25 protein-coding genes are annotated in these 23,970 nt (G+C 54.8%); 5 read left to right on the plus strand and 20 right to left on the minus strand.

Features of this window, described 5'->3' with window-relative positions; translation table 11 throughout:
- Positions 1-22: 22 nt before the first annotated feature.
- The 5 genes from D6M16_RS20485 to D6M16_RS20505 are packed head-to-tail and all read right to left on the minus strand — an operon-like array spanning position 23 to position 4,719.
- The gene (locus D6M16_RS20485; RefSeq protein ID WP_120513741.1) at positions 23-763 is read right to left on the minus strand and encodes a sulfite exporter TauE/SafE family protein; all 741 of its coding nucleotides are present in this window, start codon (positions 761-763) and stop codon (positions 23-25) included.
- Complete coding sequence (locus D6M16_RS20490; protein WP_120513742.1) at positions 760-1,554, minus strand: SDR family NAD(P)-dependent oxidoreductase; 795 nt, start codon at positions 1,552-1,554, stop codon at positions 760-762. Before D6M16_RS20490 ends, D6M16_RS20485 begins: the two co-directional genes overlap by 4 nt.
- Positions 1,547-2,500 (minus strand): SDR family oxidoreductase, encoded by a 954-nt coding sequence (locus D6M16_RS20495; RefSeq protein WP_120513743.1) that lies wholly within the window; start codon positions 2,498-2,500, stop codon positions 1,547-1,549. The genes D6M16_RS20490 and D6M16_RS20495 overlap by 8 nt, the downstream gene beginning before the upstream one ends.
- Positions 2,497-3,423 (minus strand): bile acid:sodium symporter family protein, encoded by a 927-nt coding sequence (locus D6M16_RS20500; protein ID WP_120513744.1) that lies wholly within the window; start codon positions 3,421-3,423, stop codon positions 2,497-2,499. Before D6M16_RS20500 ends, D6M16_RS20495 begins: the two co-directional genes overlap by 4 nt.
- Positions 3,424-4,719 (minus strand): flavin-containing monooxygenase, encoded by a 1,296-nt coding sequence (locus D6M16_RS20505; protein ID WP_120513745.1) that lies wholly within the window; start codon positions 4,717-4,719, stop codon positions 3,424-3,426.
- Between the two features lie 207 nt (positions 4,720-4,926).
- Between D6M16_RS20505 and D6M16_RS20510 the strand changes: the two genes are divergently transcribed.
- A complete protein-coding gene (locus tag D6M16_RS20510; RefSeq protein ID WP_120513746.1) occupies positions 4,927-5,916 on the plus strand; it encodes an AraC family transcriptional regulator in 990 nt (329 codons plus the stop codon).
- Here D6M16_RS20510 and cpxA read toward each other — a convergent pair.
- Positions 5,886-7,304, minus strand: a complete 1,419-nt coding sequence (cpxA, locus tag D6M16_RS20515) for an envelope stress sensor histidine kinase CpxA (RefSeq protein ID WP_120513747.1) — start codon at positions 7,302-7,304, stop codon at positions 5,886-5,888. The two genes, D6M16_RS20510 and cpxA, sit on opposite strands and share 31 nt — an antisense overlap.
- Positions 7,301-7,990 (minus strand): response regulator, encoded by a 690-nt coding sequence (locus D6M16_RS20520; protein WP_120513748.1) that lies wholly within the window; start codon positions 7,988-7,990, stop codon positions 7,301-7,303. The genes cpxA and D6M16_RS20520 overlap by 4 nt, the downstream gene beginning before the upstream one ends.
- A 195-nt stretch (positions 7,991-8,185) precedes the next feature.
- On the opposite strand from D6M16_RS20520, the gene D6M16_RS20525 reads away from it, so the two are divergent.
- Both D6M16_RS20525 and pfkA read left to right on the plus strand, forming a co-directional pair.
- Positions 8,186-8,662 carry a CpxP family protein gene (locus D6M16_RS20525; RefSeq protein WP_240435671.1) on the plus strand — a complete coding sequence of 159 codons (477 nt, stop codon included), beginning with the start codon at positions 8,186-8,188 and terminating at the stop codon, positions 8,660-8,662.
- A 477-nt stretch (positions 8,663-9,139) separates the two neighbouring features.
- Positions 9,140-10,102, plus strand: coding sequence for a 6-phosphofructokinase (pfkA, locus tag D6M16_RS20530; protein ID WP_046220363.1), 963 nt, complete (start codon positions 9,140-9,142; stop codon positions 10,100-10,102).
- 115 nt (positions 10,103-10,217) lie between these two features.
- Here pfkA and tpiA read toward each other — a convergent pair whose 3' ends face one another.
- On the minus strand, positions 10,218-10,988 hold the full coding sequence (gene tpiA, locus D6M16_RS20535; protein WP_120513750.1) for a triose-phosphate isomerase: 771 nt from the start codon (positions 10,986-10,988) through the stop codon (positions 10,218-10,220).
- 371 nt (positions 10,989-11,359) lie between these two features.
- Between tpiA and D6M16_RS20540 the strand changes: the two genes are divergently transcribed.
- On the plus strand, positions 11,360-11,707 hold the full coding sequence (locus tag D6M16_RS20540; protein WP_046220361.1) for a 5-carboxymethyl-2-hydroxymuconate Delta-isomerase: 348 nt from the start codon (positions 11,360-11,362) through the stop codon (positions 11,705-11,707).
- Between the two features lie 118 nt (positions 11,708-11,825).
- Here D6M16_RS20540 and D6M16_RS20545 read toward each other — a convergent pair whose 3' ends face one another.
- From D6M16_RS20545 to D6M16_RS20570, 6 genes are all read right to left on the minus strand, one after another.
- Positions 11,826-12,137: a DUF3135 domain-containing protein gene (locus D6M16_RS20545; protein ID WP_120513751.1), complete on the minus strand. Its 312-nt coding sequence runs from the start codon at positions 12,135-12,137 to the stop codon at positions 11,826-11,828.
- Between the two features lie 141 nt (positions 12,138-12,278).
- Entirely contained in the window at positions 12,279-13,022 is a 744-nt protein-coding gene (locus D6M16_RS20550) for a ferredoxin--NADP reductase (RefSeq protein WP_120513752.1), read from the minus strand.
- 43 nt (positions 13,023-13,065) lie between these two features.
- Positions 13,066-13,683, minus strand: coding sequence for a helix-turn-helix transcriptional regulator (locus D6M16_RS20555; RefSeq protein WP_120513753.1), 618 nt, complete (start codon positions 13,681-13,683; stop codon positions 13,066-13,068).
- Between the two features lie 166 nt (positions 13,684-13,849).
- Complete coding sequence (glpX, locus tag D6M16_RS20560) at positions 13,850-14,857, minus strand: class II fructose-bisphosphatase (RefSeq protein WP_120513754.1); 1,008 nt, start codon at positions 14,855-14,857, stop codon at positions 13,850-13,852.
- Between the two features lie 192 nt (positions 14,858-15,049).
- Positions 15,050-16,567: a glycerol kinase GlpK gene (gene glpK / locus D6M16_RS20565; protein WP_120513755.1), complete on the minus strand. Its 1,518-nt coding sequence runs from the start codon at positions 16,565-16,567 to the stop codon at positions 15,050-15,052.
- A 45-nt stretch (positions 16,568-16,612) separates the two neighbouring features.
- Positions 16,613-17,464: an MIP/aquaporin family protein gene (locus D6M16_RS20570; RefSeq protein WP_120513756.1), complete on the minus strand. Its 852-nt coding sequence runs from the start codon at positions 17,462-17,464 to the stop codon at positions 16,613-16,615.
- A gap of 474 nt (positions 17,465-17,938) precedes the next feature.
- Between D6M16_RS20570 and zapB the strand changes: the two genes are divergently transcribed.
- Positions 17,939-18,181, plus strand: a complete 243-nt coding sequence (zapB, locus tag D6M16_RS20575; RefSeq protein ID WP_120513757.1) for a cell division protein ZapB — start codon at positions 17,939-17,941, stop codon at positions 18,179-18,181.
- A gap of 82 nt (positions 18,182-18,263) precedes the next feature.
- Here zapB and rraA read toward each other — a convergent pair whose 3' ends face one another.
- The 6 genes from rraA to cytR all read right to left on the minus strand — a co-directional run bounded on the left by rraA (position 18,264) and on the right by cytR (position 23,838).
- The gene (gene rraA / locus D6M16_RS20580; RefSeq protein ID WP_046220353.1) at positions 18,264-18,749 is read right to left on the minus strand and encodes a ribonuclease E activity regulator RraA; all 486 of its coding nucleotides are present in this window, start codon (positions 18,747-18,749) and stop codon (positions 18,264-18,266) included.
- A 117-nt stretch (positions 18,750-18,866) separates the two neighbouring features.
- Positions 18,867-19,775: a 1,4-dihydroxy-2-naphthoate polyprenyltransferase gene (locus D6M16_RS20585; RefSeq protein WP_120513758.1), complete on the minus strand. Its 909-nt coding sequence runs from the start codon at positions 19,773-19,775 to the stop codon at positions 18,867-18,869.
- A 166-nt stretch (positions 19,776-19,941) separates the two neighbouring features.
- Positions 19,942-21,273: an HslU--HslV peptidase ATPase subunit gene (gene hslU, locus D6M16_RS20590; RefSeq protein ID WP_120513759.1), complete on the minus strand. Its 1,332-nt coding sequence runs from the start codon at positions 21,271-21,273 to the stop codon at positions 19,942-19,944.
- Positions 21,274-21,282: 9 nt separating this feature from the next.
- A complete protein-coding gene (gene hslV, locus D6M16_RS20595; RefSeq protein WP_027250611.1) occupies positions 21,283-21,810 on the minus strand; it encodes an ATP-dependent protease subunit HslV in 528 nt (175 codons plus the stop codon).
- 199 nt (positions 21,811-22,009) lie between these two features.
- Positions 22,010-22,663: an SPOR domain-containing protein gene (locus D6M16_RS20600; protein WP_120513760.1), complete on the minus strand. Its 654-nt coding sequence runs from the start codon at positions 22,661-22,663 to the stop codon at positions 22,010-22,012.
- A gap of 161 nt (positions 22,664-22,824) precedes the next feature.
- Positions 22,825-23,838: a DNA-binding transcriptional regulator CytR gene (gene cytR / locus D6M16_RS20605; protein ID WP_120513761.1), complete on the minus strand. Its 1,014-nt coding sequence runs from the start codon at positions 23,836-23,838 to the stop codon at positions 22,825-22,827.
- Positions 23,839-23,970: the final 132 nt, after the last annotated feature.

A 23,970-nucleotide genomic window follows, 5' to 3' on the forward strand; every position in this document is an offset into this window, starting at 1 on the left:
AGCCTGCCTTAACCGGTGGGGACTAGTGCTGCGCGGTTGCCCATGAAAAGAGCGTATTGAGCATCAGCATCAGCCCGACGACCAGCAGGACACCAAACACCAGCTTGCTGAAGTGCGTCTGATCGATACGGTGGTGCAGTCGGTTGCCGATAAATGCCCCTATGCCGACACAGGGGGCCAGCCAGAGTAAGGTTTCCCGGTGAGCAGCCAGTTCACCAGCCTGCAGGAAATAGAGTGTCAGGCTGCCATTCAGGCAGAGCCAGACTGTCAGCAAGCTTGCCCTGAACTGGGTTTTATCCAGCGAGGTGCGGGCCAGCGCATAGACCAGCAGCGGACCGCCGGACGCGAACAACCCATGGGTGATCCCGGCCGCCGTAATGGTGGAGTGTCGCCGCAGTGAAGGCATCTCAGCTGCCGCAGGTTGCAGCAGGGCACGGGCGGCAAACCAGATGATCAGGCCGGCGAACAGGGTTTTGCTCAGCAGTTCGGGCACGTAAGGGGTCATCAGGACGCCAATGGCTGTACCGGCCAGCATCATGGGCAACACGGTACGCAGCAGGAATGAAACCTGTATGTGCTGTCTGAGCTTCCAGGCCAGCGGCGCCGTCATCAGCAGATTGAGCGGCACCAGAATATGCACCAGTGATTCTATATCCATCACCAGCGCGCCCAGCGACAGTGCCAGGACGATACTGCCAAACCCTGTCATGGCTTCAATGCCGAAGGCCAGTATAATCGCCAGGCCCAACCACACCAGTGTCATGGCTGCACCTCAAGCTCAGAGGCAAATCTCCGGCGCATCAGATGCAGGAAAACCCGAGGCAGCAGGCGGTAGAGCAAGCTGGAGAAATGGGTGAAGCGATCCGGGAACAAGCGCTCTTTGTTTTGCGCAATGGCGGCAAATACCTGTTCAGCCATCCACTGACTGGTCTGCAGTTTGCCCACCATCGAGCGTTTATGGCTGGTGCGCCCCCCGTCGCCATTCAGGGCGTTCTGTTCGATGGGCGTATCAAGAAAGCTGGGATAAACCATCAGCACAGTCACACCGTCCTGTCGCATTTCGGCCCGGAAGGTTTCGAAATACTGATGCAGGGCAGACTTGGAAGCGCAGTAACCGGCGCGGCCCATAACAGGCATCCACCCTGCCATCGAACTGATGTTGACCACTTTGGTCTGGTGCTGCACCAGCAGCGGCAGCAGCCCCTGGGTCAGACGGACCGGCGCAAAGAAGTTCACTGCCATGACTTTTTCGATCACCGCCGGTTGCGTGATACGGGCCAGTGAGCGGTGGGTGATACCGGCATTGTTAATCAGCAGTGCAATGTCAGGCTCGTGCTGCCGGATATCGGCAATCAGCGCCTCTATCGCGTGGTTGTCTGCCAGATCGCAGACGAAGACCTGGCTGTCTTCCAGTGTGGCAGCCAGCTCCGTCAGCTTGTCCTGGTCCCTGTCTATCAGGTACAGCCGGTAGCAATATGACAGGCGAATGGCCAGATCGCGGCCCAGTCCCGAGGCGGCGCCGGTGAGGATGGCGACAGGTTTGTACTCAGTCATTCTGACCCCTCCTGGCCGGGAGCAAACCTTGCTGGCTGGCATAATATTCGAAAGCCTCCAGCGAGGTTTTTTTGGGGATATAGCCAAAATCACATTTCAGCGCACAGTTTGCCAGCACAGGGCGGTAACGGAGAAAGTCCAGCTGCTCGGGGCCGTATTGGGTCAAACGCAGCAGCTTGCCGATTCGCAGCGCTGTTTTCAGCAGCCAGGCCGGCAAATCCCGGGTGTCTTTACCGAGAATACCGGCAATCTGGTGAACGCTGAGCGCTCCGTCTCCCGCCAGATTGAATTGCCCGGATTTACTTTGGGTGACACCTTCAGTGATGATATCGACAACGTCCTGATCCCAGATGAACACAAAGGGTGACGGTGAGCCTTTGATGGCCAGTAACTTGTCTTTGCGGAACAGGTCGGTGATCAGGTTGTTGGTCTGCGCTCCCAGCACAGTACCCGGTCTCAGGATCAGCTGCTGCAGTTCCGGGTGGGCGATACGGTAGGTAGACAGTCTCTCTTCCACCAGCCGCTTGTGGTAACTGTAGGAGAAATGCCGGTTGCCCCGCAGCGGATCGGACTCACGCAGCCACTCGGCATTGTCGGCATGATAGCCGTAAGCGGCGCCGCTGCTGGTCACAGTCAGATGGCGGACCTGATTATTGATGCAGGCTTTGAGCAGGTTTTCCGTCCCGTTGACATCAATGTCATAGTCTCTCTCCCGGTCACGGGATGGCTGCACGATGCTGGCCAGATGGATCACATGGCTGATGCGGTGCTGTCCGATGAAATCGCTCAGCGCGGCAGAGCGAATGTCCATTTTATGGTAGGTGATGCCTTCAGGCTGAGCCTCCTGAATATCAATGCCAAACACTTGGGCGTGCTGAGCGAGGCGCACGCTGAGCTGCCGGCCCAGATAGCCCTGGCAGCCGGTGATCAAAATTCGCTGCGTCATAAGGTCCCTTTATGCTGTTCGCGAGTGGATGAAACGGGAGCGGTGAGGAGCGCGTGGCGATGATCCAGGCGGTGCCAGCAGTAGCACAGTCCCATACCGCTGATCAGATGCCAGATCCCCCAGCCTGCGGCAATAATGGCCATACCGGTCAGATCGCCGAAAAAAGTGAATATGATACCCAGGCCCAGGCCGGAGTTCTGCAGGCCGACTTCCAGTGTGATTGCCCGGCGGTCGGCAACCGGCAGTTTCATGACCCAGGCACAGAGCCAGCCGATAGCCAGCGCCAGAGCGTTGTGGAAGATAACCGCCAGCAGGAAGACACTGGCGCCGGCAATAAAGCGCGGCCAGTTACTGATCAGCGCGATAGCCACAAAACCGAACAGAGTCAGCAGCGAAATGAGGCGAAAGAAGGGTTCACTGCGTCTGGCAAAGCCGGGGGCTAACTGACTGCAGATCAGTCCGAGCGCCAGCGGCAACGCCAGCACCAGAGTCACCACAATAAACAGGCTTTCCGGTGGCACGGCAATTTGTTTCAGCAATTGGGCCGTCTGCGGGTTCATGCTGGCATACAGCATGAAATTAAAGGGGGTCATGAAGGCGGCAGCGACACTGGCTATCCCTGTCATACTGATCGACATCGCCGTGTTGCCTTTGGCCAGATAGGTGACGATATTGGAAAAGCTGCCGCCGGGGCAACTGGCAACCAGGATTAAGCCCAGCGCCACTTCGGCGGGCATGGGCACCAGCAGGGTGAGCAGCCAGGTCAGGGCCGGCATCAGCACAAACTGGGCCGCCAGCCCGGTCAGGGGCCCTCTGGGCTGGCGGATGACCTGGCGGAAGTCGGCCGGTTTGAGGCTCAGGGCGATGCCAAACATCATCATTGCCAGGATCAGATTCAGTAACAGCAGGCTAGTGCTCGACATTCAGCTCTCCCATTGCAGCTGGCGCATTTCGTGGTTCAGTGCCGCCAGATAATCGGCTTTGTGTACATAGTAGGCCATCCGTTCTACGTTCAGGTACGCAATGCCGCCATCAATTCTGCTGCTGGCCTGCTGGCGGACTTTGTTCATAAATTTTTCCGCTTCGGCCGGTTTCTCATGACGGGCCCGGATGAAACGCGCCACCAGCTGAGCCTGATCATCGCGTCCCTGCCAGCCAAGCCCCGAGGCTTCCACCATGCCCATCACAAACAGGTTGTCATGCTGCGGGGTGAACATATTGAGATACAGGCTGGGGGCGTCACCATCCCAGTTAAGGTGCCGGCGCTCGATAAAGGGATAATGCAGTGAATAGCCGGTGGCCTCAAGGATCAGATCGTATTCTGCTTCCTGCCCGTCCTGGAAACGCGCGCCAGCCGGCAGCAACTGCTCAATCGATGGCCGCACTGTAATATCGCCGTGCCCTATGTGGTGCAGGAACATGGAATTGACCACAGGGTGGGATTCATACATACGGTAATCGGGGTCTGGCAGGCCAAACTGACTGGGCTTGCCGGAGATCAGCCTGACCAGGGTGCCGTCGACGATTTGTTTTAGCCGGTTTGGCAATCGCACTTTACCGCCCAGGGTATCGGTGGGCACGCCAGCCACAAATTTCGGCAGGAAGTAATACCCTCGGCGGATCACCATGTCAACCGAGCGGGCGCGATGCACGGCATCCACCGCAATGTCGCAGGCACTGTTACCACAGCCGACAATCAGGACCCGTTTTCCGGCAAAGACCTCGGCGCTTTTGTAATCGCTGCTGTGAAACTGCTCGCCCTGGAATTCGCCGCCAAAGTTCCCCCGTCTGGGATGGTGCAGCGTGCCATTGGCCAGCAATACCCCGGATGCCATCAGGGTAAAGGTCTCATCATGCTGGCGGTAGGTGACCAGCCAGTTGCCCTGGCAAGGCTCAACGTTCTCCACCCAGGCGTTAAAACGATAATGGCCATACAGATTAAAATGCCGGGCATAATCCTGAAAATAGCGGCAAAGCTGATCATGTTTCGGGTAGGTGGCCACATGATCCGCCATCGGAAAATCAGAGAACTCTGTCATTCGCTTGGAGGAAATCAGGTGGGCAGATTCGTACATGGTACTGGTCGGGCTGCTGATGTCCCACAGTCCGCCGACATCGGCATGAGCTTCCAGCCCGATAACAGGCAATCCTTGTTCGGCCAGGCGGCGTACTGTGCACAGGCCCATAGGGCCGGCGCCAATCACAACGTAGGGATGCATACTGAATGACTCTCTGTTTAGGTTCTGAATATTATCATTAACTTTTTGTTAACACTTAGCTATGGCCCAGACGGGACATAAACAGGTTAATTTGGGACTTAATGGCCCGAAATAACACCTGGGTTCCGAGCCGCATCACAGTGCCCCCGGACGGGCAATGGTATAAATGGCCGAGAGTATAATGAACAGAATGCCCGGGTTAGCGCTATGTATGCCAGCACTGTCACACCAGGATTTAGCAAAGCGATCCTTAAATTTCTGCCGTCTCTGGGGATCACACTGCCGGACACCCTGCGACGGCAGGTTGCGGCCTGTCCGGCCGGTGAACGCCTGCCATTGTCCTTGCAGGATCAGCTCTGGCAGGCGATTGCAGATCTCGCCGGTTGCGACGGCGCTGGATTGCGAATTGGCCGCCAGCTGCAGATCGATCAGTTTGATATGCTGGGATTTTTGTTACTCAGCAGTGTCAATCTGGCGGGGGCGGTGGACAATCTGCTGCGTTTTTCAGATCTGGTCGGAGAGGGGGGGCGCTTTGCCCGGTTTCACAGCCGGGAAGGCTGGCATCTGGTCTATCGTCCTTATTTTGAGGCGGCCAGAGCGCCGCGGCTGGAAGCCATTTTTGCCAGTGTGATGCAGGGCGCTGCCGTGGTTGCCAGCGGGCCGGTGATCCCTAAGAGAGTTGCGTTTGAGCATCCGCCACAGGCACCGCTTGCCTTGTACCGTGAGGTATTTGGCGATACTCAGATTTGTTTTAACCGGACAGGGAACTATATGGTTTTCAGTGATGAAGACTGGCTGTGCAGCCGGCGTGACATCCAGCCGGAATTACAGGCTCAGCTGATACGGTTGGCACAGCAGCAAATGAGACGCTTGGCCCCCGCGTCGTTTCTGGAGCAGATCAGCCACTTGCTGACGCAGCAACCCAGTCTTACCCGTGCACAAACCGCTGCCTTGTGTAATCTCAGCGAGCGCCACCTCAATCGCAAGCTGGCAGATTTCGGTGTCAGCTTCAGGGCCTTGTCTGAGCAGATAAAAAAACAGCAGGCCCTGCAGATGCTGAACCAAAAAGGCAGCACACAGGCTAATCTGGCGCTGCATTTTGGCTATGCGGACGACAGTGCGTTTGCAAAAGCGTTCAAACGCTGGACCGGCATGGGGATCCGGGACTACCGTGCCTCAGTTTTCGACAATGAGTGACGCTGGCTTTTTTGTGCCAGCGGTAGCATCAGAGTCACTCTCAGTCCGCCCAGCGGGCTGTGACTGGCGCTGATACTGCCATTGTGCTGGCGAATGGCATTTTCTGTGATCGCCAACCCCAATCCCGTTCCGCCGCTGTGGCGATCCCGGGCGGTTGAGACGCGGTAGAAAGGCCGGAAAATATCATTCAGTTGATCTTCGGGCACCCCTTCGCCGTTATCGTCGATGGTCACTGTCAGCGAGTGGTCATTGGCGCTGAACTGCACTTCAATGCGATCTTTACTGTAGTAGATGGCATTGCGGACCACATTTTCCAGAGCACTGATCAGCAATTCTGCATTGCCCGCCAGCGGCCAGGGCAATAACGGGCTGCAGGCCAGCGATTTCTTGTTCTGGCTGGCCTCGAATTCGGCATCCTCCAGCATCTCCTGCCACAGACTCACCGCATCGCTGTACTCGCGGGTTTCCTGCCCGTGGATTTGCATCCGCGACAGTTCCAGCAGTTTGGCAATCATGGCTTCCAGCCGTTCCGCTTCGGTATCAATGCGATCCAGCTCTGTGCTGTTGCCCTGTTTGCGCTGGGCCAGGGCGGTGGCCATGCGGAGCCGGGTCAGCGGAGAGCGCAGTTCATGAGAAATATCTGACAGCAGTCGCTGTTGCCCGCTGATCATCTGATTGACTGAGGAGACCATCTGATTAAAGCTGGCGCCGGCCTGGCGAAATTCAAGAGGGCCGGAGGATTCGAGCGTCGGGTCCTGAGTAAATTGTCCGCTGGCAACGCGTTGAGCGGCTTCTTGCAGTTTGCGCGCCGGACGGCTTAATGCCCAGGCTAGCCATAACAGCAGCGGCGTACTGACCAGCATGGTCAGCAGCAGCAGATGAAAAGGCTGATCGAGAATGCGCAGAAAGAAAGGCGGCGGGCGGTGCGATATTCTGCCGACATACATCAGCGCGCTTTGCTGCTGATCTGTCACCAGAAAAGGCCCGGCGACCATCCAGCGGCCGTAGAGTTTTTGACGTGGTGTTTCCGGGCTGTCGGCGCTGGTAATGAAATTACGCAGGGCTTTGGTGCGCTGATGGGGGGTGATCAGCTCACCGTCAAAGTTGGTAAAGTAAAGTTGCATGCCTTTGTGGCGATCAGGATCGGCCAGCGGCAGCAGCTTTTCCTGCAGCGGACCGGTTTGGCTGCTTAACCGTTCAGAAATGCGTGCCGCCGCGCTCTGATACCTATCCAGCTCTGGCTTAGGAATCGTGTGCTGCGAGCGCGGGTCAAGGTGCGGCAGCAGCAGGAGCACGATAACGACCAGCATCAGAGTCAGCCAGAAAATGGCAAAGATCCGGCTGGAGAGCCGGTTGAAAACCGGCAGGCTGAACAGGGGCCGTTTCATCCTGCCTCCACAAACAGATAGCCTTTGCCGCGCAGGGTTTTGATTCGGGGTTTACCGTCTTCGCGCGGGGGCAGTTTTTTTCGCAGATTGGAAACATGCATGTCGATGGCCCGGTCAAAAGGGGCCAGGCGTTTGCCCAGTACTTCCAGGCTGAGATCCTGTTTAGTCACCACAGTGCCGGGATGGCGGATCAAGTGGCTGAGCAGGGCCAGCTCTGTGGCGGTCATTTCTATCAGCTCGCCGTTACAGGTGACTTCCTGACGGCCGGGATAAATGGTCAGATCCAGATAGCTCACGCAGTCTGATTCATTCTGGTTGTCCTGCACCATACGGGAGCGGCGTAAAATAGCACGCATGCGGGCCAGCAGTTCCCGGTCGCTGAAAGGCTTAGGCAAATAGTCATCCGCCCCCAGCTCCAGTCCCAGTACCCTGTCGATCTCTTCACCTTTGGCAGTCAGCATCAGCACCGGCGTACTGCTGGTCTCGCGCAGTTTGCGCAGCATATTAATGCCATTCATGACCGGCATCATGACGTCCAGCAGGATCAGATCTGTGCCTTCATCGGCCATTAACAGCCCTTGTTCACCATTGTGCGCAATGCGTACTGTAAAGCCTTCCAGCACAAGGATGTCATTGAGCAGTGCCGTCAGTTCATTATCGTCATCGACCAGAAGAATGTTTGCCATACTGATTCCATACTAAGTAAATGATTCAGGCTAAGTATCCCTTATGCCCGAAAGCAGGCCAAGCAGGATAACAGGGCTTTACCCAGCTTTACGTTTGCACGACAACAGTTTACCTGCCAGTGCGTAGTATTGGCTTATCGGACATCAACAGAGCGAGAACACGATATGAATAAGACTATGACCAGGAAAATGAAAATGACAGTCGCCATGGTATTTGCGGTGCCTATGATGTTGGGCGCCGTGTCGGTCTTCGCGGATGGAGGGAAATATCATGGTAAAGGTCATTATGGTGACTGTGACGGCCCTCGTGGCGAGCGTGGAATGATGGAGTCGCTGGATCTGACCGATGCGCAAAAAGAGCGGATGCGCAGCCTGCGTGAGAGCCACAGAGCAGAGATGCACGACAACATGGCTCAGGGTCGTGACACCATGAAGGCGAACCACGATAAAATGCAGGATTTGCTGTTAGCCGAAAACTTTGATGAAAATGCCGTACGTGAGCTGGCCAAGCAAATGTCGGATCAGCAAATTGAACGTCGGGTGAGCATGATGAAACAACGTCATGACATGCTCAATATTCTGACGCCGGAGCAGAAAGCACAGTATAAGACATTGCATGCCGAGAGACAGGCAGAATGCATGGCGAAATGGAAAGAAAAACGCAGTGAATAATGCTGTGTTTGTCTGAAAATACCGAGGCCACAACGAAATGTTGTGGCTTTTTTTGTTGTCACCATGAGCTTAACTTGTCAATTTTGTTATTAAATTTCATCACAAAACCGCTATACTGCGAATAATATTTGTCTGTTCATGTGGCCGGAAACCCGGCTTGCCGTCAGGGTTCGGGAGAATTCGCTGACAAGGCAGCCGACGTGGCGAACTAAGCATATACTTAGTGGCATACAGTCTGGCGGCACCCTGGGGTACAAAATGCACTTGGGGTTCCAGTATGCCATCAAGGCTGCCGACACATGGCAAGTTTACGTGATATGAATCAATACATCGTTTTTCTAAATTGTAATACTCCTACATTAGTAGGAAAGTTACAGTTTACGCGAGTCGCCGCCGAGAGGCAGGCGAGGCGGAGTCGCTGACCCGGGCCAGCTCGCAAAGGAAAGGATTTTCATTTCCCAAAGTCAGAGGGTAACCATGATTAAAAAGATTGGTGTTTTGACCAGTGGCGGTGACGCCCCAGGTATGAACGCGGCGATTCGCGGTGTTGTTCGCGCAGGTTTATCAGAAGGCCTGGAAGTTTACGGTGTTTATGATGGCTATCAGGGTCTGCATCAGAACCGTATTCAAAAGCTTGACCGTTCCAGTGTCTCTGACGTGATCAACCGGGGCGGTACCTTTCTTGGTTCTGCCCGTTTTCCTGAATTCCGTGATGAAAAAGTCCGTGCTCAGGCGATCGAGAACCTGAAAATTCACGGTATCGATGCGCTGGTGGTGATTGGCGGTGATGGCTCTTACATGGGGGCAAAAAAGCTGACCGAGATGGGTTATCCGTGCATCGGTCTGCCCGGCACCATAGACAATGATGTGGCGGGTACCGATTATACCATCGGCTTTATGACGGCGCTGAATACCGTGATTGATGCCATTGACCGTTTACGCGATACGTCATCTTCACACCAGCGTATTTCTATCGTTGAGGTAATGGGACGTCATTGCGGCGATCTTACCCTGATGGCGTCGATTGCCGGTGGTTGTGAATACATCATCACCCCGGAAACCGGCCTGCACAAAGAACAGCTGCTGGCCAAAATCAAAGAAGGTATCTACAAAGGTAAGAAGCACGCGATTGTGGCGATTACCGAGCTGATGACAGACGTCAACCAGCTGGCGAAGTACATTGAGTCAGAAACCGGCCGTGAAACCCGCGCCACCGTGCTGGGCCATATTCAGCGTGGCGGACAGCCAACGGCTTTTGACCGTATTCTGGCCTCTCGTATGGGTGCCTACGCGGTTGATCTGCTGATGCAGGGTGAGGGCGGCCGTTGCGTAGGGGTACAAAATGAAAAAATGGTCCATCACGACATTATTGATGCCATCGAGAATATGAAACGCCCGGTGCGCACCGATTTGTACAAGGTTGCCGATAAGCTGTTCTGATCATTTCAGGGCGGGACAGGTAAAACAAAGCCGACACTAAGTGAGTCGGCTTTTTTGTGCGCCTGCCAGAAGACAGGACGCTGCAGGAGCGGCGTTTGCCGCCCCTGATGGTGTCTTATTTCTTTGCTTCTGCTGCGGCTTTGGCAATCGCTGCAAAACCTTCTGCATCCAGTGCGGCACCGCCAACCAGAGCACCGTCGATGTCTGGCATTGCGAACAGCTCAGCTGCGTTACCTGCTTTCACAGAACCGCCGTACTGGATCACTACGTTTTTCGCAACGTCAGCGCTGAAAGATGCGATGTGGGCACGGATCGCAGCGTGAATATCTTGCGCCTGCTCGGCGGTCGCGGCTTTACCTGTACCGATTGCCCAGATAGGTTCATAGGCAATGATGGCGCCGTTCAGAGCTTCAACGCCTTGTGTTTTGATCACGGCATCCAGCTGACGGGCACAAACGGCAACGGTTTCACCGGCTTCGTTCTGTGCTTCAGATTCACCGATACACAGTACAGGTGTCAGGCCGTGCTCTTTCAGGAAGGCGAATTTCTGAGCCACGAACTCGTCTGACTCGTGATGGTATTCACGACGCTCAGAGTGGCCGATGATGATGTGGCTGGCGCCGAAATCTTTCAGCATCTCTGGTGAGATATCGCCTGTGTACGCACCGCTGGCGTTCACATCAACGTTTTGGGCACCCAGGATGATGTTGCTTTTGCCCTGGCTGATCAGGCGCTGTGCCAGATCCAGGTACATCACAGGTGGCGCGACTGCCACATCAACGCCCTCAACGCCAGCCAGCGCGGCATCCAGACCTGTCAGCAGGTTGGTGACCATTTCTTTGCTGCCGTTTAGTTTCCAGTTACCCATAACTACAGGATGACGCATAAGATTTTCTCCATATCTATGTGATGTCTAAAGTCAGACTAAACTGAGTACACCGCTGTCAGGCAGTAGTGTGTTCAGTGCAGCCTGGCCGATCATGCTGGCTTAAACGTCCGATAGTATACGCCTGATAGACGTAAACTTCCTTAATCTCGAACAAATCCATGCCCGGTTGTACCTGTTTCAACGGCAAAAGTGAACTCTGAGCTGTAATAAATTTTCAGTGCCAGCTCAGTACGGTTAGCCACATTGACGGTGAATAGTGATCAACAGGGGATTTCTGCATGCCTGTGTCGCTGTCGTCAGTAAAATCGGCTAAGTTAGGCGCCAGTTAATGGAATATCGGGTCGCCCCTGACCAACAAGGAGAGTTGTATGCCACACCTGAAACTGGAATTTGCCGATCCTGTCGCTGAGCGCGTAAACGTTGCCGCATTACTGGAAGACTTACACCAGTCGTTGTTAACCTGCGGCGTGTTTGAGCCCGCCTCTGTAAAATCTCGCGCTTATCCTTGCCACCAGTGGCAGGTAGGAGAAGGCGGTGATGCCCATAATTTTATTCACCTTGAACTGGCTTTGTTGTCCGGGCGTGACAATGATTGCAAGCGCGGACTGGCAGAGCGTCTGATGCCGCTGCTGGAGCAGCACGCCGCGTCGATTGACAGCCTGACGATAGAAATTCGGGATATGGAAAGTGAAACCTATCTGAAATCGAAAAGGTAGCCGGAATCAAGAAGACAGTTATAGACTGACAACACGGCAGGCGCGACAGCCGTCATTTCAAGCCGTACTCGGAAACGGGCCAGTATTTGACTGGCCCGTTGTGTTTGGAAGGCTGGCATTATGCCTGACGGCGAAACGGCATCACTTTCGCTTCATGTTCCGTCAGGGTTTCAGGCGCGGTAAGGGAACGGGCAAAGCGCTGTAATTGTTGTTGTAGTTCAGCCCGCAGCAGCATATTGGTATGAATCGGGTTTTTACCCCGTGCTATGACCTGGTTGATATGGCTCATTTGGGCTCGCAGGCGTGGCTGCATGTCAGGGCTGGCATTCTCAATGATTTCCTCGCTCATCCGCAGTCGTAAGGCTTCCAGCTCTTCTGGTGCCGTTTCGGCCAGTCTTTTGAGTTCATCAAAGGATGGTAACGTCTGCATAACTCATTCCCCCAAGCGTCAAATCTGTGACTCACTTAACACTAGATGGCGGGGAATGAAAAAAGCGTCTCATTGATGAGACGCTCAATAAAAGTAACCTGAGTGTACAGCTAGCCCGACTTTGGCTGGCTTTGCCTGGGATTACCAATAGTGCTCGACAGTGATCTGGCCGGGTTTACGGCGCAGGTTTTTCACAAATCCGCGTGCTTCCAGTACTGCCTTGGTGTCTTTCACCATCGCCGGGTTACCACACAGCATCAGTTGCGCGGTTTTCGGATCGAGCGGTATGCCCACATGGCGTTCAAGCTGGCCGTCTGAAATGGCCTGCGGAATACGGCCAGTGAGCGCCAGCGGTGCCGGCTCCCGGCTGACAAACGGCTGGACGATCAGCTGTTCAGGGTGGGCCGCTTTGAGTGCGTTGATTTCTGCCTGATAGCTGAGATCGGCGGAAAAGCGGACGGCATGAACCAGGACGATTTTACGAAACCGCTGCCAGACGGTGGCTTCACGCAAAATGGAAAGATAGGGCCCGATGGCCGTCCCGGTTGACAACAGCCACAGGCTATCCCCGTCTGGCACTTCATCCAAGGTGAAGAAGCCGTTAGCCCGGGCGGTGATGAAGACCTCGTCATCGGCTTCCAGTGCGTGAAGACGGGGGGACAGCAAGCCGTCAGCCACTCTGGTGGCGTAGATTTCAATCTGATGGCTGCTGGGTGGATTGACAAAGGAGTAGGCGCGTTGGATCATTTTGCCGTCGCATTCCAGCGCCAGCTTAGTAAATTGCCCGGCTTTAAACGGCTCAATATTCGCCTCCAGCGTTAAACTGAACAGTTCGCTGTTCCAGTGACGATTACTGATAACCTTGGCAGGGATCCAGTCAGCCATTGTTGATCTCCTTTTACATTGTCAGATTTACCTAGTCAGATTCTCAGGACGGATTAATGCGGTAGCTGCATCGGCGCTGGCCGGCAATAATGTGTTCGTTGCGCTCTATGGTCACGCCGTCTCCCAGCAGACGCTGGAAGACCGCCAGTTCAGATCGACAAAGAGAGGGGCAACGCTTCGCGGCATGGCAGATAGGACAATGGTTCTCAATCAGAATGAAGCCGTGTTCATCGGACTCCAGCTGTGCCATGTAACCTTCCTTTTCCCTCAGTGTAGTCAGAATCTGAAGTTTTTCTTTTAAATCTGTGGCCTTTGCAATGGCCTGCTGATACTGGCTCAGCGTGCCTTCTTCGCGCTGCAGCAAAATCTTCTGCAAGCCTTCCTGGCCGAACAGGTTTTCCACCGAATCCAGCATCTGAATGATCAGATCACCGTGGCGATCGGCAAACTGCTCGTGGCCTTTGGCCGTGAGGTGCCAGTGACGGGTCGGCCGGCCGACTTTGGCTTTGATGTCTTCAAAGCCCACCAGGCCGTCGTCTTCCAGCCCCTGCAAGTGCTGGCGCACTCCCATAGTCGTCAGGCTCAGTTCCTCAGACAGGGTTTTGGCAGTGACCGGGCCGTCTTGCTTCATTCTGTGGAGAATTTTATCTATGGTTTTCATAGTCGTATTACTTGTATTCATGCGCCTATTATGTGGCCAGCCAAGTATATAAAGCAATGGCTTTACTAAATAGCATAGTCCAGCTTTCGAAAAAAAGCCGTAAAAGTCTTATTATGATCAGGTGGTTATCCTGGTGCCGGACAGGCACCGGGAGGACAGAGCGATGTCAGAGAATATGAGGCAAGATAGCCGGATCTTTTCTGTCCAGATAATGAATCGACTTGATTCGGCGAATCGTTCGGCATTTACCGCGGATAAGCAGGGTTTCGGTGGTAGCTATGTTGCCTTTACGGGTAATGCCGTCCAGCAAGTCGCCCTTGGTGATGCCTGTGCCGGCAAAGATCACATTGTCGCTTTTCGCCATTTGCTCCAGCAACAGTACCTGATTGGGCTCAATACCCATTTCGCGGCAGCGGTCCATTTCCTGCTGACCCGTGCGATAGTTGTCATCACTGCCGCCTTTGACCAGAAAACGTGGCAGCAGACGTCCTTGCATATCACCGCCTAATGCCCGGATGGCCGCCGCCGAAACCACACCTTCCGGCGCGCCGCCGATGCAGTACATCACGTCGACTTCACTGTCTGGCATGCAAGTAAGAATGGAAGCGGCCACATCGCCGTCCGGCACGGCATAGACACGAATACCCATGGCCTGCATGTTGGCAATAATTCCGTCATGGCGTGGTTTGGCCAGCGTGGTCACCACCAGGGCCTCCAAAGGTTTACCCAGCGCGGCGGCGATATTGACCAGATTGTCTTCCAGTGGCAGATTGAGGTCTATCTGTCCTTTGGCTTGCGGACCGACCACCAGCTTTTCCATGTACATGTCAGGTGCTTTGAGAAACGCGCCTTTTTCACCGGCTGCCAGCACCGCCAGTGCGTTGTTCTGACCCATGGCGGTCATCCGTGTGCCTTCGATCGGGTCGACCGCGATATCGACCGCATCGCCACCGGCACCGACCTGTTCGCCGATGTACAGCATAGGGGCATCGTCAATTTCCCCTTCACCGATGACTATCTCACCGGTAATTTCGGTTTTGTTTAGCAGGGTGCGCATGACTTCTACCGCGGCGCCGTCAGCGGCATTTTTATCACCACGGCCGAGCCATTTATAACCGGCCAGCGCGGCACCTTCAGTGACACGGGAAAAAGCCATTGCTAAATCGCGTTTCATGGGAACTCCAGAACTACTCAGTATAAAGATATCAGGGTGTCGATTCTCTGCGCGAATTGTAACACAGACCTCAGCGCAGCGTTTCCTGCTGCAATGTTTCGATAAAAAACAAGCCCGCCGGTAAGGGCAGGCTTGCTTTGAGCGTGAAACAATCGGCGTGAAAAGACTCAGCGCCACACAATCGCGTGGTGATTATTCGTCTTCATCGGTAGCCCAGCCTTTAGCGCATTCCACCGCACGTTTCCAGCCTTTGTAGCGTCGGGCGCGTTTGCTGTCATCCGGACAAGGCGTGAAACAGCGGTCCAGCACGGCCTTGTTTTTCAGCTCATCAATACTGTCCCAGAAGCCTACCGCCAGACCGGCCAGATACCCGGCGCCCAGTGCTGTGACTTCAGTGACCACAGGGCGGTGTACTTCGGTGTTCAGCAGATCAGACTGGAACTGCATCAGGAAGTTGTTGGACACCGCACCGCCGTCCACTTTCAGCGCGGCCAGATGGATCCCCGAGTCAGCCTGCATGGCATCCAGGACATCGCGAGTCTGGTAAGCGATGCTTTCGAGTGTAGCGCGGATCAGGTGGTTGTTGTTGACACCACGGGTCAGGCCGACAATGGCACCGCGCGCATACGGGTCCCAGTAAGGGGCGCCTAAACCAGTGAAAGCCGGCACGACATACACGCCGTTGGCACTGCCCACTTTTTCTGCAAAGTACTCAGAATCTTTGGCATCACCGAGCAGTTTCAGCTCATCACGCAGCCATTGGATAGAGGCGCCAGCCATGAAGACCGCTCCTTCCAGTGCGTATGCCGGCTCGCCTTTCGGGCCGCAGGCCAGGGTGGTCAGCAGGCCGTTCTGCGAATTGACTTTTTCTTTGCCTGTGTTCATCAGCAGGAAGCAGCCTGTGCCGTAGGTATTTTTGGCCTGACCGGGTTCCACACACATCTGACCGAACAGGGCGGCCTGCTGGTCACCGGCAATGCCCGCGATAGGCACCCGGGTTCCGCCTTTACCGCCAATGTTGGTCTGACCGTAGATTTCGGAAGAGGCTTTCACTTCCGGCATCATAGACAGCGGGATATCCATGGATTTGAGCAGTTTTTCATCCCACTCCAGCGAGTTGATGTTAAACAGCATAGTCCGTGAGGCGTTGGTGTAGTCGGTGACATGCACGCGGCCCTGAGTCAGTTTCCAGATCAGCCAGGTATCTACGGTGCCGAACAGCAGGTTACCCGCTTCAGCCTGTTCGCGTGCGCCTTCAACGTTGTCCAGAATCCACTTGATTTTGGTGCCTGAGAAATAGGGGTCGACCACCAGGCCTGTGTTGTCACGAATGTAAGCTTCCAGCCCCGGCTGTTGTTTCAGCTGCTGGCAGATTTCAGCAGTACGGCGGCACTGCCAGACAATCGCGTTATAGACAGGTTTACCTGTGTTCTTGTCCCAGACAATGGTGGTTTCGCGCTGGTTGGTGATACCGATACCGGCAATCTGGTCGGTGCGGATGCCGACTTTGGCCAGGGCTTCGACCATGGTAGAGCTCTGGCTGGCCCAGATTTCCATCGGGTCGTGCTCAACCCAGCCAGCTTTGGGGTAGATTTGGGTGAATTCGCGCTGCGCGGTGCAAACTATGTTGGCGTCATGATCCAAGATCACGGCGCGTGAACTGGTGGTTCCCTGATCGAGTGCGACTATGTACTTTTGTTCTGTGGTCATCTGAGTGTCCTCTTCTCTTTGGATTAATTATAGATAGTGCTGCAATCAGGCTTGCGCGACTTCTTTCTCATCGTCTGATTCACATTGGTTCGGCAGGGTACAGCGGTTACCCGGCAGGTAGACGCCAACGGCTTTCGGGTACAGCCAGGCCCCGAAGCTTGCACCGGCAATCGGCGCCAGAACAGGGATGATAAAGTAAGGGATGTCTTTGCCGCCAGTCAGCGCCATCTCGCCCCAGCCTGCCAGGTAAGCAAAAAATTTGGGGCCAAAGTCGCGGGCCGGGTTCATGGCAAAACCGGTCAGCGGACCGAGCGAACCACCGATCACGGCGATCAGAACGCCTATCAGTACCGGCCCCAGCGCGCCGCGGGGAGCGCCGTTTTTCTCATCACCTATGGCCAGAATGGCAAACATCAGCACGGCAGTGATGACAAACTCGACCGCAAAAGCACCGTTGAATGACAGGGCAGGATTCGGGTAGGTGGAAAAAATCCCTGCCGTGGCCAGGCTTTCTGCACTGCCGCGAATAATGCCATGCGCGCTTTCGAACTCGGTGAACAAATTGCTGTACAGGCCGTACACCAGAGCGGCTGAGCAGAACGCGCCAGCCAGCTGAGACAGAATGTAAGGGAGCACTTTGGTTTTATCAAAGCCGTGAAAAAGGGCTAATGCAATAGTGACGGCCGGGTTGATGTGCGCGCCGGAGACACCCGCCGTGCAATAAATCGCGATGGTGACGCCAAGGCCCCACATAATGCTGATTTCCCACTGGCCGAAGTCAGCACCGGCTAACACCAGTGCGGCGACACAGCCCACACCAAAGAAGATGAGCAGTCCGGTGCCGATGAATTCTGCCAGGCATTCACCGAGCAGCGAAGGGGGTTGTCGTTTTGTCATGTGCCAATCCTTATGTCGAGTGTTAGGTAAGAAAGATGTTATCGTTATGTGACCAAAAAATACTCGAATGGTGATTTTACCGAAAGAGGAGTGAATCAAAAATGTGCGTTCGAGCATGTTATTTGTTTTATTGGTCGATTTCGAAAGGTGGCGAACAGTAAGGTGTAGAGTTAATACTCTATTTTGGTTTGCGAGGCAGGCACACTAGCATGTCGGTGGAAGCGGTTCAAAATGCGCAGAGAAAAACTGAGTGTTCGCTAACAGTTCAGCACGGCTGACAGCGCATTCCGGCTAGCCAAAGGTAAAATGTTGTGGAAGTTTGGATAATTTTTATCCGATTGTGACAAAGCATGGTATTAGTAGATGCCAGACGAATAAGGCCTAGTTAGAATAGGGGCTACGTTGGAATTGTAATTTGCCTGGTAGGCGTAGCTTAAGCTGCGGTCTTGCGCAGGTGCTGATAGGGTGAAAACTATGTCTTTAGAGATGCTGGAACAGCTGGAAGCCAAAGTGCAAATGGCTGTCGACACCATTTCCCTGCTGCAGATGGAAGTGGAAGAACTGAAAGAGAAGAACGATAACCTGGTAAACCTTGCTCAGGAACTGCGTGCCGATCGTGAGTCGCTGGTTCAGGATAACGAGAAGCTGCGCAATGATCATCAGGCGTGGCAGGAGCGTGTTCGTACGCTGCTGGGTAAAATGGAGACAGTGGAGTAATTTCCACCGCCGCCATCGGCAAGAAAAAGCAGAGCCGGTTGGCTCTGTTTTTCTTTCAGATGCTCAGAGAGTCTGTGTGATATCAGTCGATATCCAGCGGTTCCGGCGACAAAATCACCCCGGTATTGTCGGCATAAAGGTGATCTTCCGGCAGGAAAGTGACGCCGCCGAAATTCACGGCTACATCGACTTCGCCCGTGCCTTGCTTGTCTGCCCCGACAGGAATGGAGGCCATGGCCTGAATACCGATGTCCAGCTCATCCAGTTCATCGACATGGCGTACACAGCCATACACGATTATCCCTTCCCACTCACTCTGTACTGCCAGTTGTGCCAGCTCGGCATCAATCAGTGCACGACGAAGCGAACCGCCACCATCAATTAACAGGACTCGCCCAGCGCCCGGTTCTGCCAGCACGGTCTGAAGCAGACCATTGTCTTCAAAACATTTCACTGTGGTGATCTGGCCTCCGAATGAGCTTCGGCCACCGTAAGAGCTGAACATTGGCTCAACCACGTCAACCAGGTCGAGGTAAATATCACAGAGTTCAGAGGTATTGTATTCCATAAGCTCGCTTCTTTATTGGCAGTAATATTAAGCAGGACAGGAAGCAGAAAGCGCCTATTCACTAACTTGCTGAAAGTATAACCAGCTCAGGCTGCATTGCAATCTCGACGCCATGCTTTAGCGGTCGGCAAGCAATCCGATGGCAAACAGCAGGTTAGTCATCAGGGCGATTTTAGCCAGTAAACCCAGCATCGGAGCCAATGATTGCGCTTTTTGCGTGACCAGCACGTTAGCAGCATGCGCCAGCAACCAAGGGGCGGCCAGCATAAATAACCATCCCCACGCCGAACGGGCCGTCAGCAGGGCATAGGCCGCAAAGCCAAGCAGGCTGGCAACCATGAGCAGCAGGTGATACCAGCGGCCTGCCCTCGGCCCGAGCCGGGCAGCCAGGGTGAGTTTCCCGCAGGCCCTGTCGTTATCGAGATCACGCAGGTTGTTGAGGTTCAGCACCCCGACTGCCAGCAGTCCGCTGGCGGTGGCAGGCAGTAAGATGGCCCATTGGAACTGGTGGCTCTGAAGGTAGTAACTGCCGCCGACGGCGACCCAGCCAAAGAAGATCAGCACGGCAGGATCACCCAGCCCGCGATAACCATAAGGTTTAGCGCCTAAGGTATAGGCCAGTGCTGCCAGCACAGAAGCCACTCCCAGCGCCATAAAACTGAGCAGGACTGTGAGGGATGGCCGGGCCAGCCAGAGCAGGGCGATGCCGCTCAGAGTGGTAAATGCCAGAGTCACGGTTATGGCTGCACGCATGGCAGTGAGGCTGATTCGGCCCTGTTGCAGTCCGCGCTGCGGCCCCAGCCGGTGGAGGTTATCCGTACCTTTGCGCACATCGCCATAATCGTTGGCCAGATTAGACAGTATCTGAAGCAGCAAAGCCGTCAGCAGCGCCAGCAGGGCGATCGCCGGCGAAAAATGTCCCTCGGCTGCGGCCAGGCTGTTACCGCATAGCAAAGCGGCCACGGCCAGCAGCAAAGTTTTGGGCCGGGTTGCATCCAGCCAGACGGAGAAAGAGGACAAAGCCATAATCCCAAGATAAAGACAGCATAGGGTGGAGTATGGCCGGATTACCGACAGGGATCTTGTTCTGGCGCAACAAGAAGATAAAAAACGGGATGCCAGTCGATAATCTGGCATCCCGCTTGTAAGGATCGTCCAGTGGTTAAGCTAACCACAGGGGGGATAGAGCCGGTTACAGGATGAAGCGGCTCAGATCTTCGTCTTCAACCAGTTCGCCCAGATGAGCATGCACATAGGCTTTATCAATGATCTGCTCTTTACCGCCCTGTTCGGACGCATCATAAGACAGCTCTTCCATCAGGCGCTCCAGCACAGTGTGCAGACGACGGGCACCGATATTTTCTGTGCGCTCGTTGACCTGCCAGGCCGCATCGGCAATCTGGGCTATGCCATCTTCGGTAAAGCTGATGGTGACATTTTCCGTGGCCATCAGGGCGCGGTACTGCTCGGTCAGAGACGCGTTCGGCTCGGTCAGGATACGCTTGAAGTCTTCGCTGGTCAGAGCTTCGAGTTCAACACGAATCGGCAGACGGCCCTGCAGCTCTGGGATCAGATCCGACGGACGTGCGACCTGGAAGGCGCCGGAAGCGATGAACAGGATGTGATCGGTTCTGACCATGCCATGCTTAGTCGAGACCGTTGAACCTTCCACCAGTGGCAGCAGGTCACGCTGGACACCTTCGCGGGACACATCCGGGCCTGAGCTTTCGCCACGCTTACAGATTTTGTCGATCTCATCAATGAAGACGATACCGTTGTTCTCGACGGCGTGGATAGCCTGCTCTTTCAGCTCTTCCTGATTGACCAGTTTAGCGGCTTCATCTTCGGTCACCGCTTTGAGCGCATCTTTGATTTTCATCTTGCGCTTTTTAGTGGTGTTGCCCGCCAGATTCTGGAACATGCCCTGCAGTTGATTGGTCATCTCTTCCATGCCGGGAGGGGCCATGATCTCGACTCCCATCTGTGGGGCCGCCACGTCAATTTCTATTTCCTTGTCATCCAGCTTGCCTTCACGCAGTTTTTTGCGGAATGACTGACGGGTGGCCGAATTGGTGTCGCTTTCTTCGTTCTTGCCCCAGGCATCACGCGGTGGCGGAAGCAAGACATCCAGGATGCGGTCTTCTGCCAGTTCTTCAGCACGGAAGCGGACTTTTTCGGTGGCCTGCTGATGGGTCATTTTGACCGCAACGTCAGTCAGATCGCGGATAATGGTTTCCACTTCTTTGCCGACATAACCGACTTCGGTGAACTTGGTGGCTTCGACTTTGATGAAAGGCGCGTTGGCCAGTTTGGCCAGACGGCGGGCGATCTCGGTTTTACCGACACCGGTTGGACCTATCATCAGTATGTTTTTCGGGGTTACTTCAACACGCAGCTCTTCCGGCAGCTGCATGCGACGCCAGCGGTTACGCAGCGCGATAGCCACGGCACGCTTGGCCTTGTCCTGGCCGATAATATGGCGGTTCAGTTCATGAACAATTTCGCGGGGAGTCATTTCAGACATGGGGAATCCTTACTGGGTATCGAGTTCTTCAACAGTCTGGAAGTCATTGGTGTAAACGCAGATATCACCAGCAATGGTCAGCGACTTCTCAGCTATGGTGCGAGCATCCAGCTCGGTGTTTTCCAGCAGCGCCCGGGCTGCGGATAACGCAAAATTACCGCCTGATCCGATGGCAATCAGGTCATTTTCCGGCTGAACCACATCACCGTTACCTGTGATGATCAGCGAGGCGGTGGCATCTGCAACGGCCAGCAAGGCTTCCAGGCGGCGCAGGCTGCGGTCGGTACGCCAGTCTTTTGCCAGTTCAACCGCGGCTTTCATCAGGTGCCCCTGGTGCATTTCCAGCTTGCGCTCGAAGCGCTCGAACAGGGTGAAGGCATCGGCAGTACCGCCGGCGAATCCTGCCAGTACCTGATTGTTGTATAAGCGGCGGACTTTGCGGGCATTGCCCTTCATGACGGTATTGCCCAGTGAGACCTGGCCATCACCGGCGATGACGACTTTTCCATTGCGACGTACAGAGACTATGGTTGTCACGGTATTACCTCTTAGCATCAGTCCGGCTCGTGGGCCGGTATGGGTATAGCCGCAGATCTGGGGATGGCGGTTTCCGATTTCAAGGCAAACAAGAGAATCTGCGCAGTGAAGACCATAAAAAAAGGATGCCCTGGCAGCGTTTTGTCTGCTTCAGCATCCTTCATCAGTGTAGTTAGCTGTTCTCAGGTCAGCAAACGACTCAGGCGTCCCAGTACCAGATGGCGCAAGGTTCAATCCCGGCTCGTCGCAGCATATTGCGATCGCTTTCAGCTTTGCGTTTCTGAGGGTAAGGACCGAGTACTACGCGATACCAGCTGCCTTTTTCTCCCTGAGACACTTTGATCTGGCTGGTGAGGCCCTGAAAGGCAATCATGGCTTTGCGCTCTTCTGCCTGGCCTGGCGAGCGGTAAGCGCCGCATTGCATCAAATAAGGGCGACCCGGCTTGTCCGGCACCTTTTTCGCTTCCACCTGCACTTCTTTATTTTCCAGCTCTTCGATGTAGCGCCATTTTTCTGCCGGTTTAGGCGGTAACTTTTCTTGTTGCTTGGGCGCAGTCACCGGTTTAGTGTCGGCTGTGGTGCTGGTTTCCTGCTTGGGCTTGACGGCAGGTACCGGCGGCGTTTTGTCTTTGACTGTGGCCGGCGTCGGCTGAACCGGAGTCGCATTGGTTGCCGCAGGCTTGGGTGACGAAGACAGAAAATATAAGCCATAGCCAAGGGCAATGACCAGGCACAGGGCGATCAGTGCCCATTTTACCGGGAACTGTCCACTGGGTTTGCTGTTGCGGGAAGGCGTTTTTCTGGCGGGCTTTTTCGCGGCCCGGCCTCGCTTGACGTAATCTTTGGTTGCCACAATGTTTTGATGATTGTTGGACTAATGGTCAGACATGGTACAAAGAAGTGCTCACACTGGCTAGTGTCGGGAAGCCTGTACCTGCCAGAGAGGCAGAGCTTCCCGATCATTCTGTGACCTTTTGCTCAAAGTGGTGATTTTTTCAGCTCAGGTCGCGGTGGCTATTGCGGTTGATTTGACGGTGGCGCAGCACTTTCCCGGATCACCAGTTTGGCATCCAGCAGGCGCGAACCGGCAGCTATGTCCTTACCTTGCAGTATGTCCAGCAGCATCAGCATCGACTGACGGCCAATTTCATAGCGCGGCTGCGACACTGTGGTCAGTGGCGGATCGCAGTATTCGGCGAACTGAATGTCATCAAACCCGACGATGGACAGATCCTGAGGGACATTGATCCCTAAGCGCTTGGCTTGCTGCATAGCGCCTATGGCCATGACATCGTTGTGGCACAGCAGGGCAGTCGGCGGCTCTGGCAGCGATAACAGGGTGGTCACGGCGCGGGCTCCACCGGCAAAGGTGAAATCACTTTTTACCGTGTAAGCCGGATTCAGCTCAGTGCCGGCGCGGCGCAGGGCCTGCTGATAGCCCTGGGAGCGGAACTGACAGAGCATGGCACTGTCGGGACCTGTGATCTGGGCGATGTGCTTGTGCCCCATCTGAGTCAGGTAGTTCACGGCTTCAAATGCGGCGGTCAGGTTATCAATGTGGACGGTTGGCAGCTCCAGCTCTGGGGCAAACTCGCAGGCCATCACCATAGGCGGCAGGTTTTTCTGTTCCGGTTTGCTGATATCAAAGGGTAAATCTGTACCCAGCAGTAACATGCCGTCCGCCTGCTTGGTGAACACCAGATTCACGAATGAGTTTTCCCGGCTTTTCTGTTGCCCGCTGTCGCCCAACAGCACCAGATAACCATATTCCATCGCCGCTTCTTCTATGCCCCGGATAATTTCCGTGAAATAGGGATCGCAGATGTCGGGGACGATAGCGACAATGGTTTTAGATTCATTGCGCCTAAGGTTACGAGCCAGGGAATTCGGGGAATAGCCAGCATCCATGACAGCCTGTTCGACTTTTTTACGGGTCGAAGCTGACACTTTCTCCGGGTTCATCAGCGCACGCGACACAGTCGCGGTAGAGACTCCGGCTAGCTGGGCAACATCCTTCATTGTCGCCATAAATAGTTCCTCTCTAAGACATTTCTCTCAATAATGCTGGAGGATCGCAACCAAATCGGTGCAGAAACCTGGTCCAACAAGCCTGTTATTGTAGGCGCTTTATGCGGGTTTAAACATGTGCCAAATAGCATA

Origin of the sequence: Photobacterium salinisoli, from assembly GCF_003614885.1 — a bacterium.
Taxonomy (GTDB): Bacteria; Pseudomonadota; Gammaproteobacteria; order Enterobacterales; family Vibrionaceae; genus Photobacterium; species Photobacterium salinisoli.

Coding starts and splice junctions, on each gene's coding strand:
- D6M16_RS20485 (WP_120513741.1), bottom strand. CDS start 763: ATGACACTGGTGTGGTTGGGCCTGGCGATTATACTGGCCTTCGGCATT.
- D6M16_RS20490 (WP_120513742.1), bottom strand. CDS start 1,554: ATGACTGAGTACAAACCTGTCGCCATCCTCACCGGCGCCGCCTCGGGA.
- D6M16_RS20495 (WP_120513743.1), bottom strand. CDS start 2,500: ATGACGCAGCGAATTTTGATCACCGGCTGCCAGGGCTATCTGGGCCGG.
- D6M16_RS20500 (WP_120513744.1), bottom strand. CDS start 3,423: ATGTCGAGCACTAGCCTGCTGTTACTGAATCTGATCCTGGCAATGATG.
- D6M16_RS20505 (WP_120513745.1), bottom strand. CDS start 4,719: ATGCATCCCTACGTTGTGATTGGCGCCGGCCCTATGGGCCTGTGCACA.
- D6M16_RS20510 (WP_120513746.1), top strand. CDS start 4,927: ATGTATGCCAGCACTGTCACACCAGGATTTAGCAAAGCGATCCTTAAA.
- cpxA (WP_120513747.1), bottom strand. CDS start 7,304: ATGAAACGGCCCCTGTTCAGCCTGCCGGTTTTCAACCGGCTCTCCAGC.
- D6M16_RS20520 (WP_120513748.1), bottom strand. CDS start 7,990: ATGGCAAACATTCTTCTGGTCGATGACGATAATGAACTGACGGCACTG.
- D6M16_RS20525 (WP_240435671.1), top strand. CDS start 8,186: ATGACAGTCGCCATGGTATTTGCGGTGCCTATGATGTTGGGCGCCGTG.
- pfkA (WP_046220363.1), top strand. CDS start 9,140: ATGATTAAAAAGATTGGTGTTTTGACCAGTGGCGGTGACGCCCCAGGT.
- tpiA (WP_120513750.1), bottom strand. CDS start 10,988: ATGCGTCATCCTGTAGTTATGGGTAACTGGAAACTAAACGGCAGCAAA.
- D6M16_RS20540 (WP_046220361.1), top strand. CDS start 11,360: ATGCCACACCTGAAACTGGAATTTGCCGATCCTGTCGCTGAGCGCGTA.
- D6M16_RS20545 (WP_120513751.1), bottom strand. CDS start 12,137: ATGCAGACGTTACCATCCTTTGATGAACTCAAAAGACTGGCCGAAACG.
- D6M16_RS20550 (WP_120513752.1), bottom strand. CDS start 13,022: ATGGCTGACTGGATCCCTGCCAAGGTTATCAGTAATCGTCACTGGAAC.
- D6M16_RS20555 (WP_120513753.1), bottom strand. CDS start 13,683: ATGAAAACCATAGATAAAATTCTCCACAGAATGAAGCAAGACGGCCCG.
- glpX (WP_120513754.1), bottom strand. CDS start 14,857: ATGAAACGCGATTTAGCAATGGCTTTTTCCCGTGTCACTGAAGGTGCC.
- glpK (WP_120513755.1), bottom strand. CDS start 16,567: ATGACCACAGAACAAAAGTACATAGTCGCACTCGATCAGGGAACCACC.
- D6M16_RS20570 (WP_120513756.1), bottom strand. CDS start 17,464: ATGACAAAACGACAACCCCCTTCGCTGCTCGGTGAATGCCTGGCAGAA.
- zapB (WP_120513757.1), top strand. CDS start 17,939: ATGTCTTTAGAGATGCTGGAACAGCTGGAAGCCAAAGTGCAAATGGCT.
- rraA (WP_046220353.1), bottom strand. CDS start 18,749: ATGGAATACAATACCTCTGAACTCTGTGATATTTACCTCGACCTGGTT.
- D6M16_RS20585 (WP_120513758.1), bottom strand. CDS start 19,775: ATGGCTTTGTCCTCTTTCTCCGTCTGGCTGGATGCAACCCGGCCCAAA.
- hslU (WP_120513759.1), bottom strand. CDS start 21,273: ATGTCTGAAATGACTCCCCGCGAAATTGTTCATGAACTGAACCGCCAT.
- cytR (WP_120513761.1), bottom strand. CDS start 23,838: ATGGCGACAATGAAGGATGTTGCCCAGCTAGCCGGAGTCTCTACCGCG.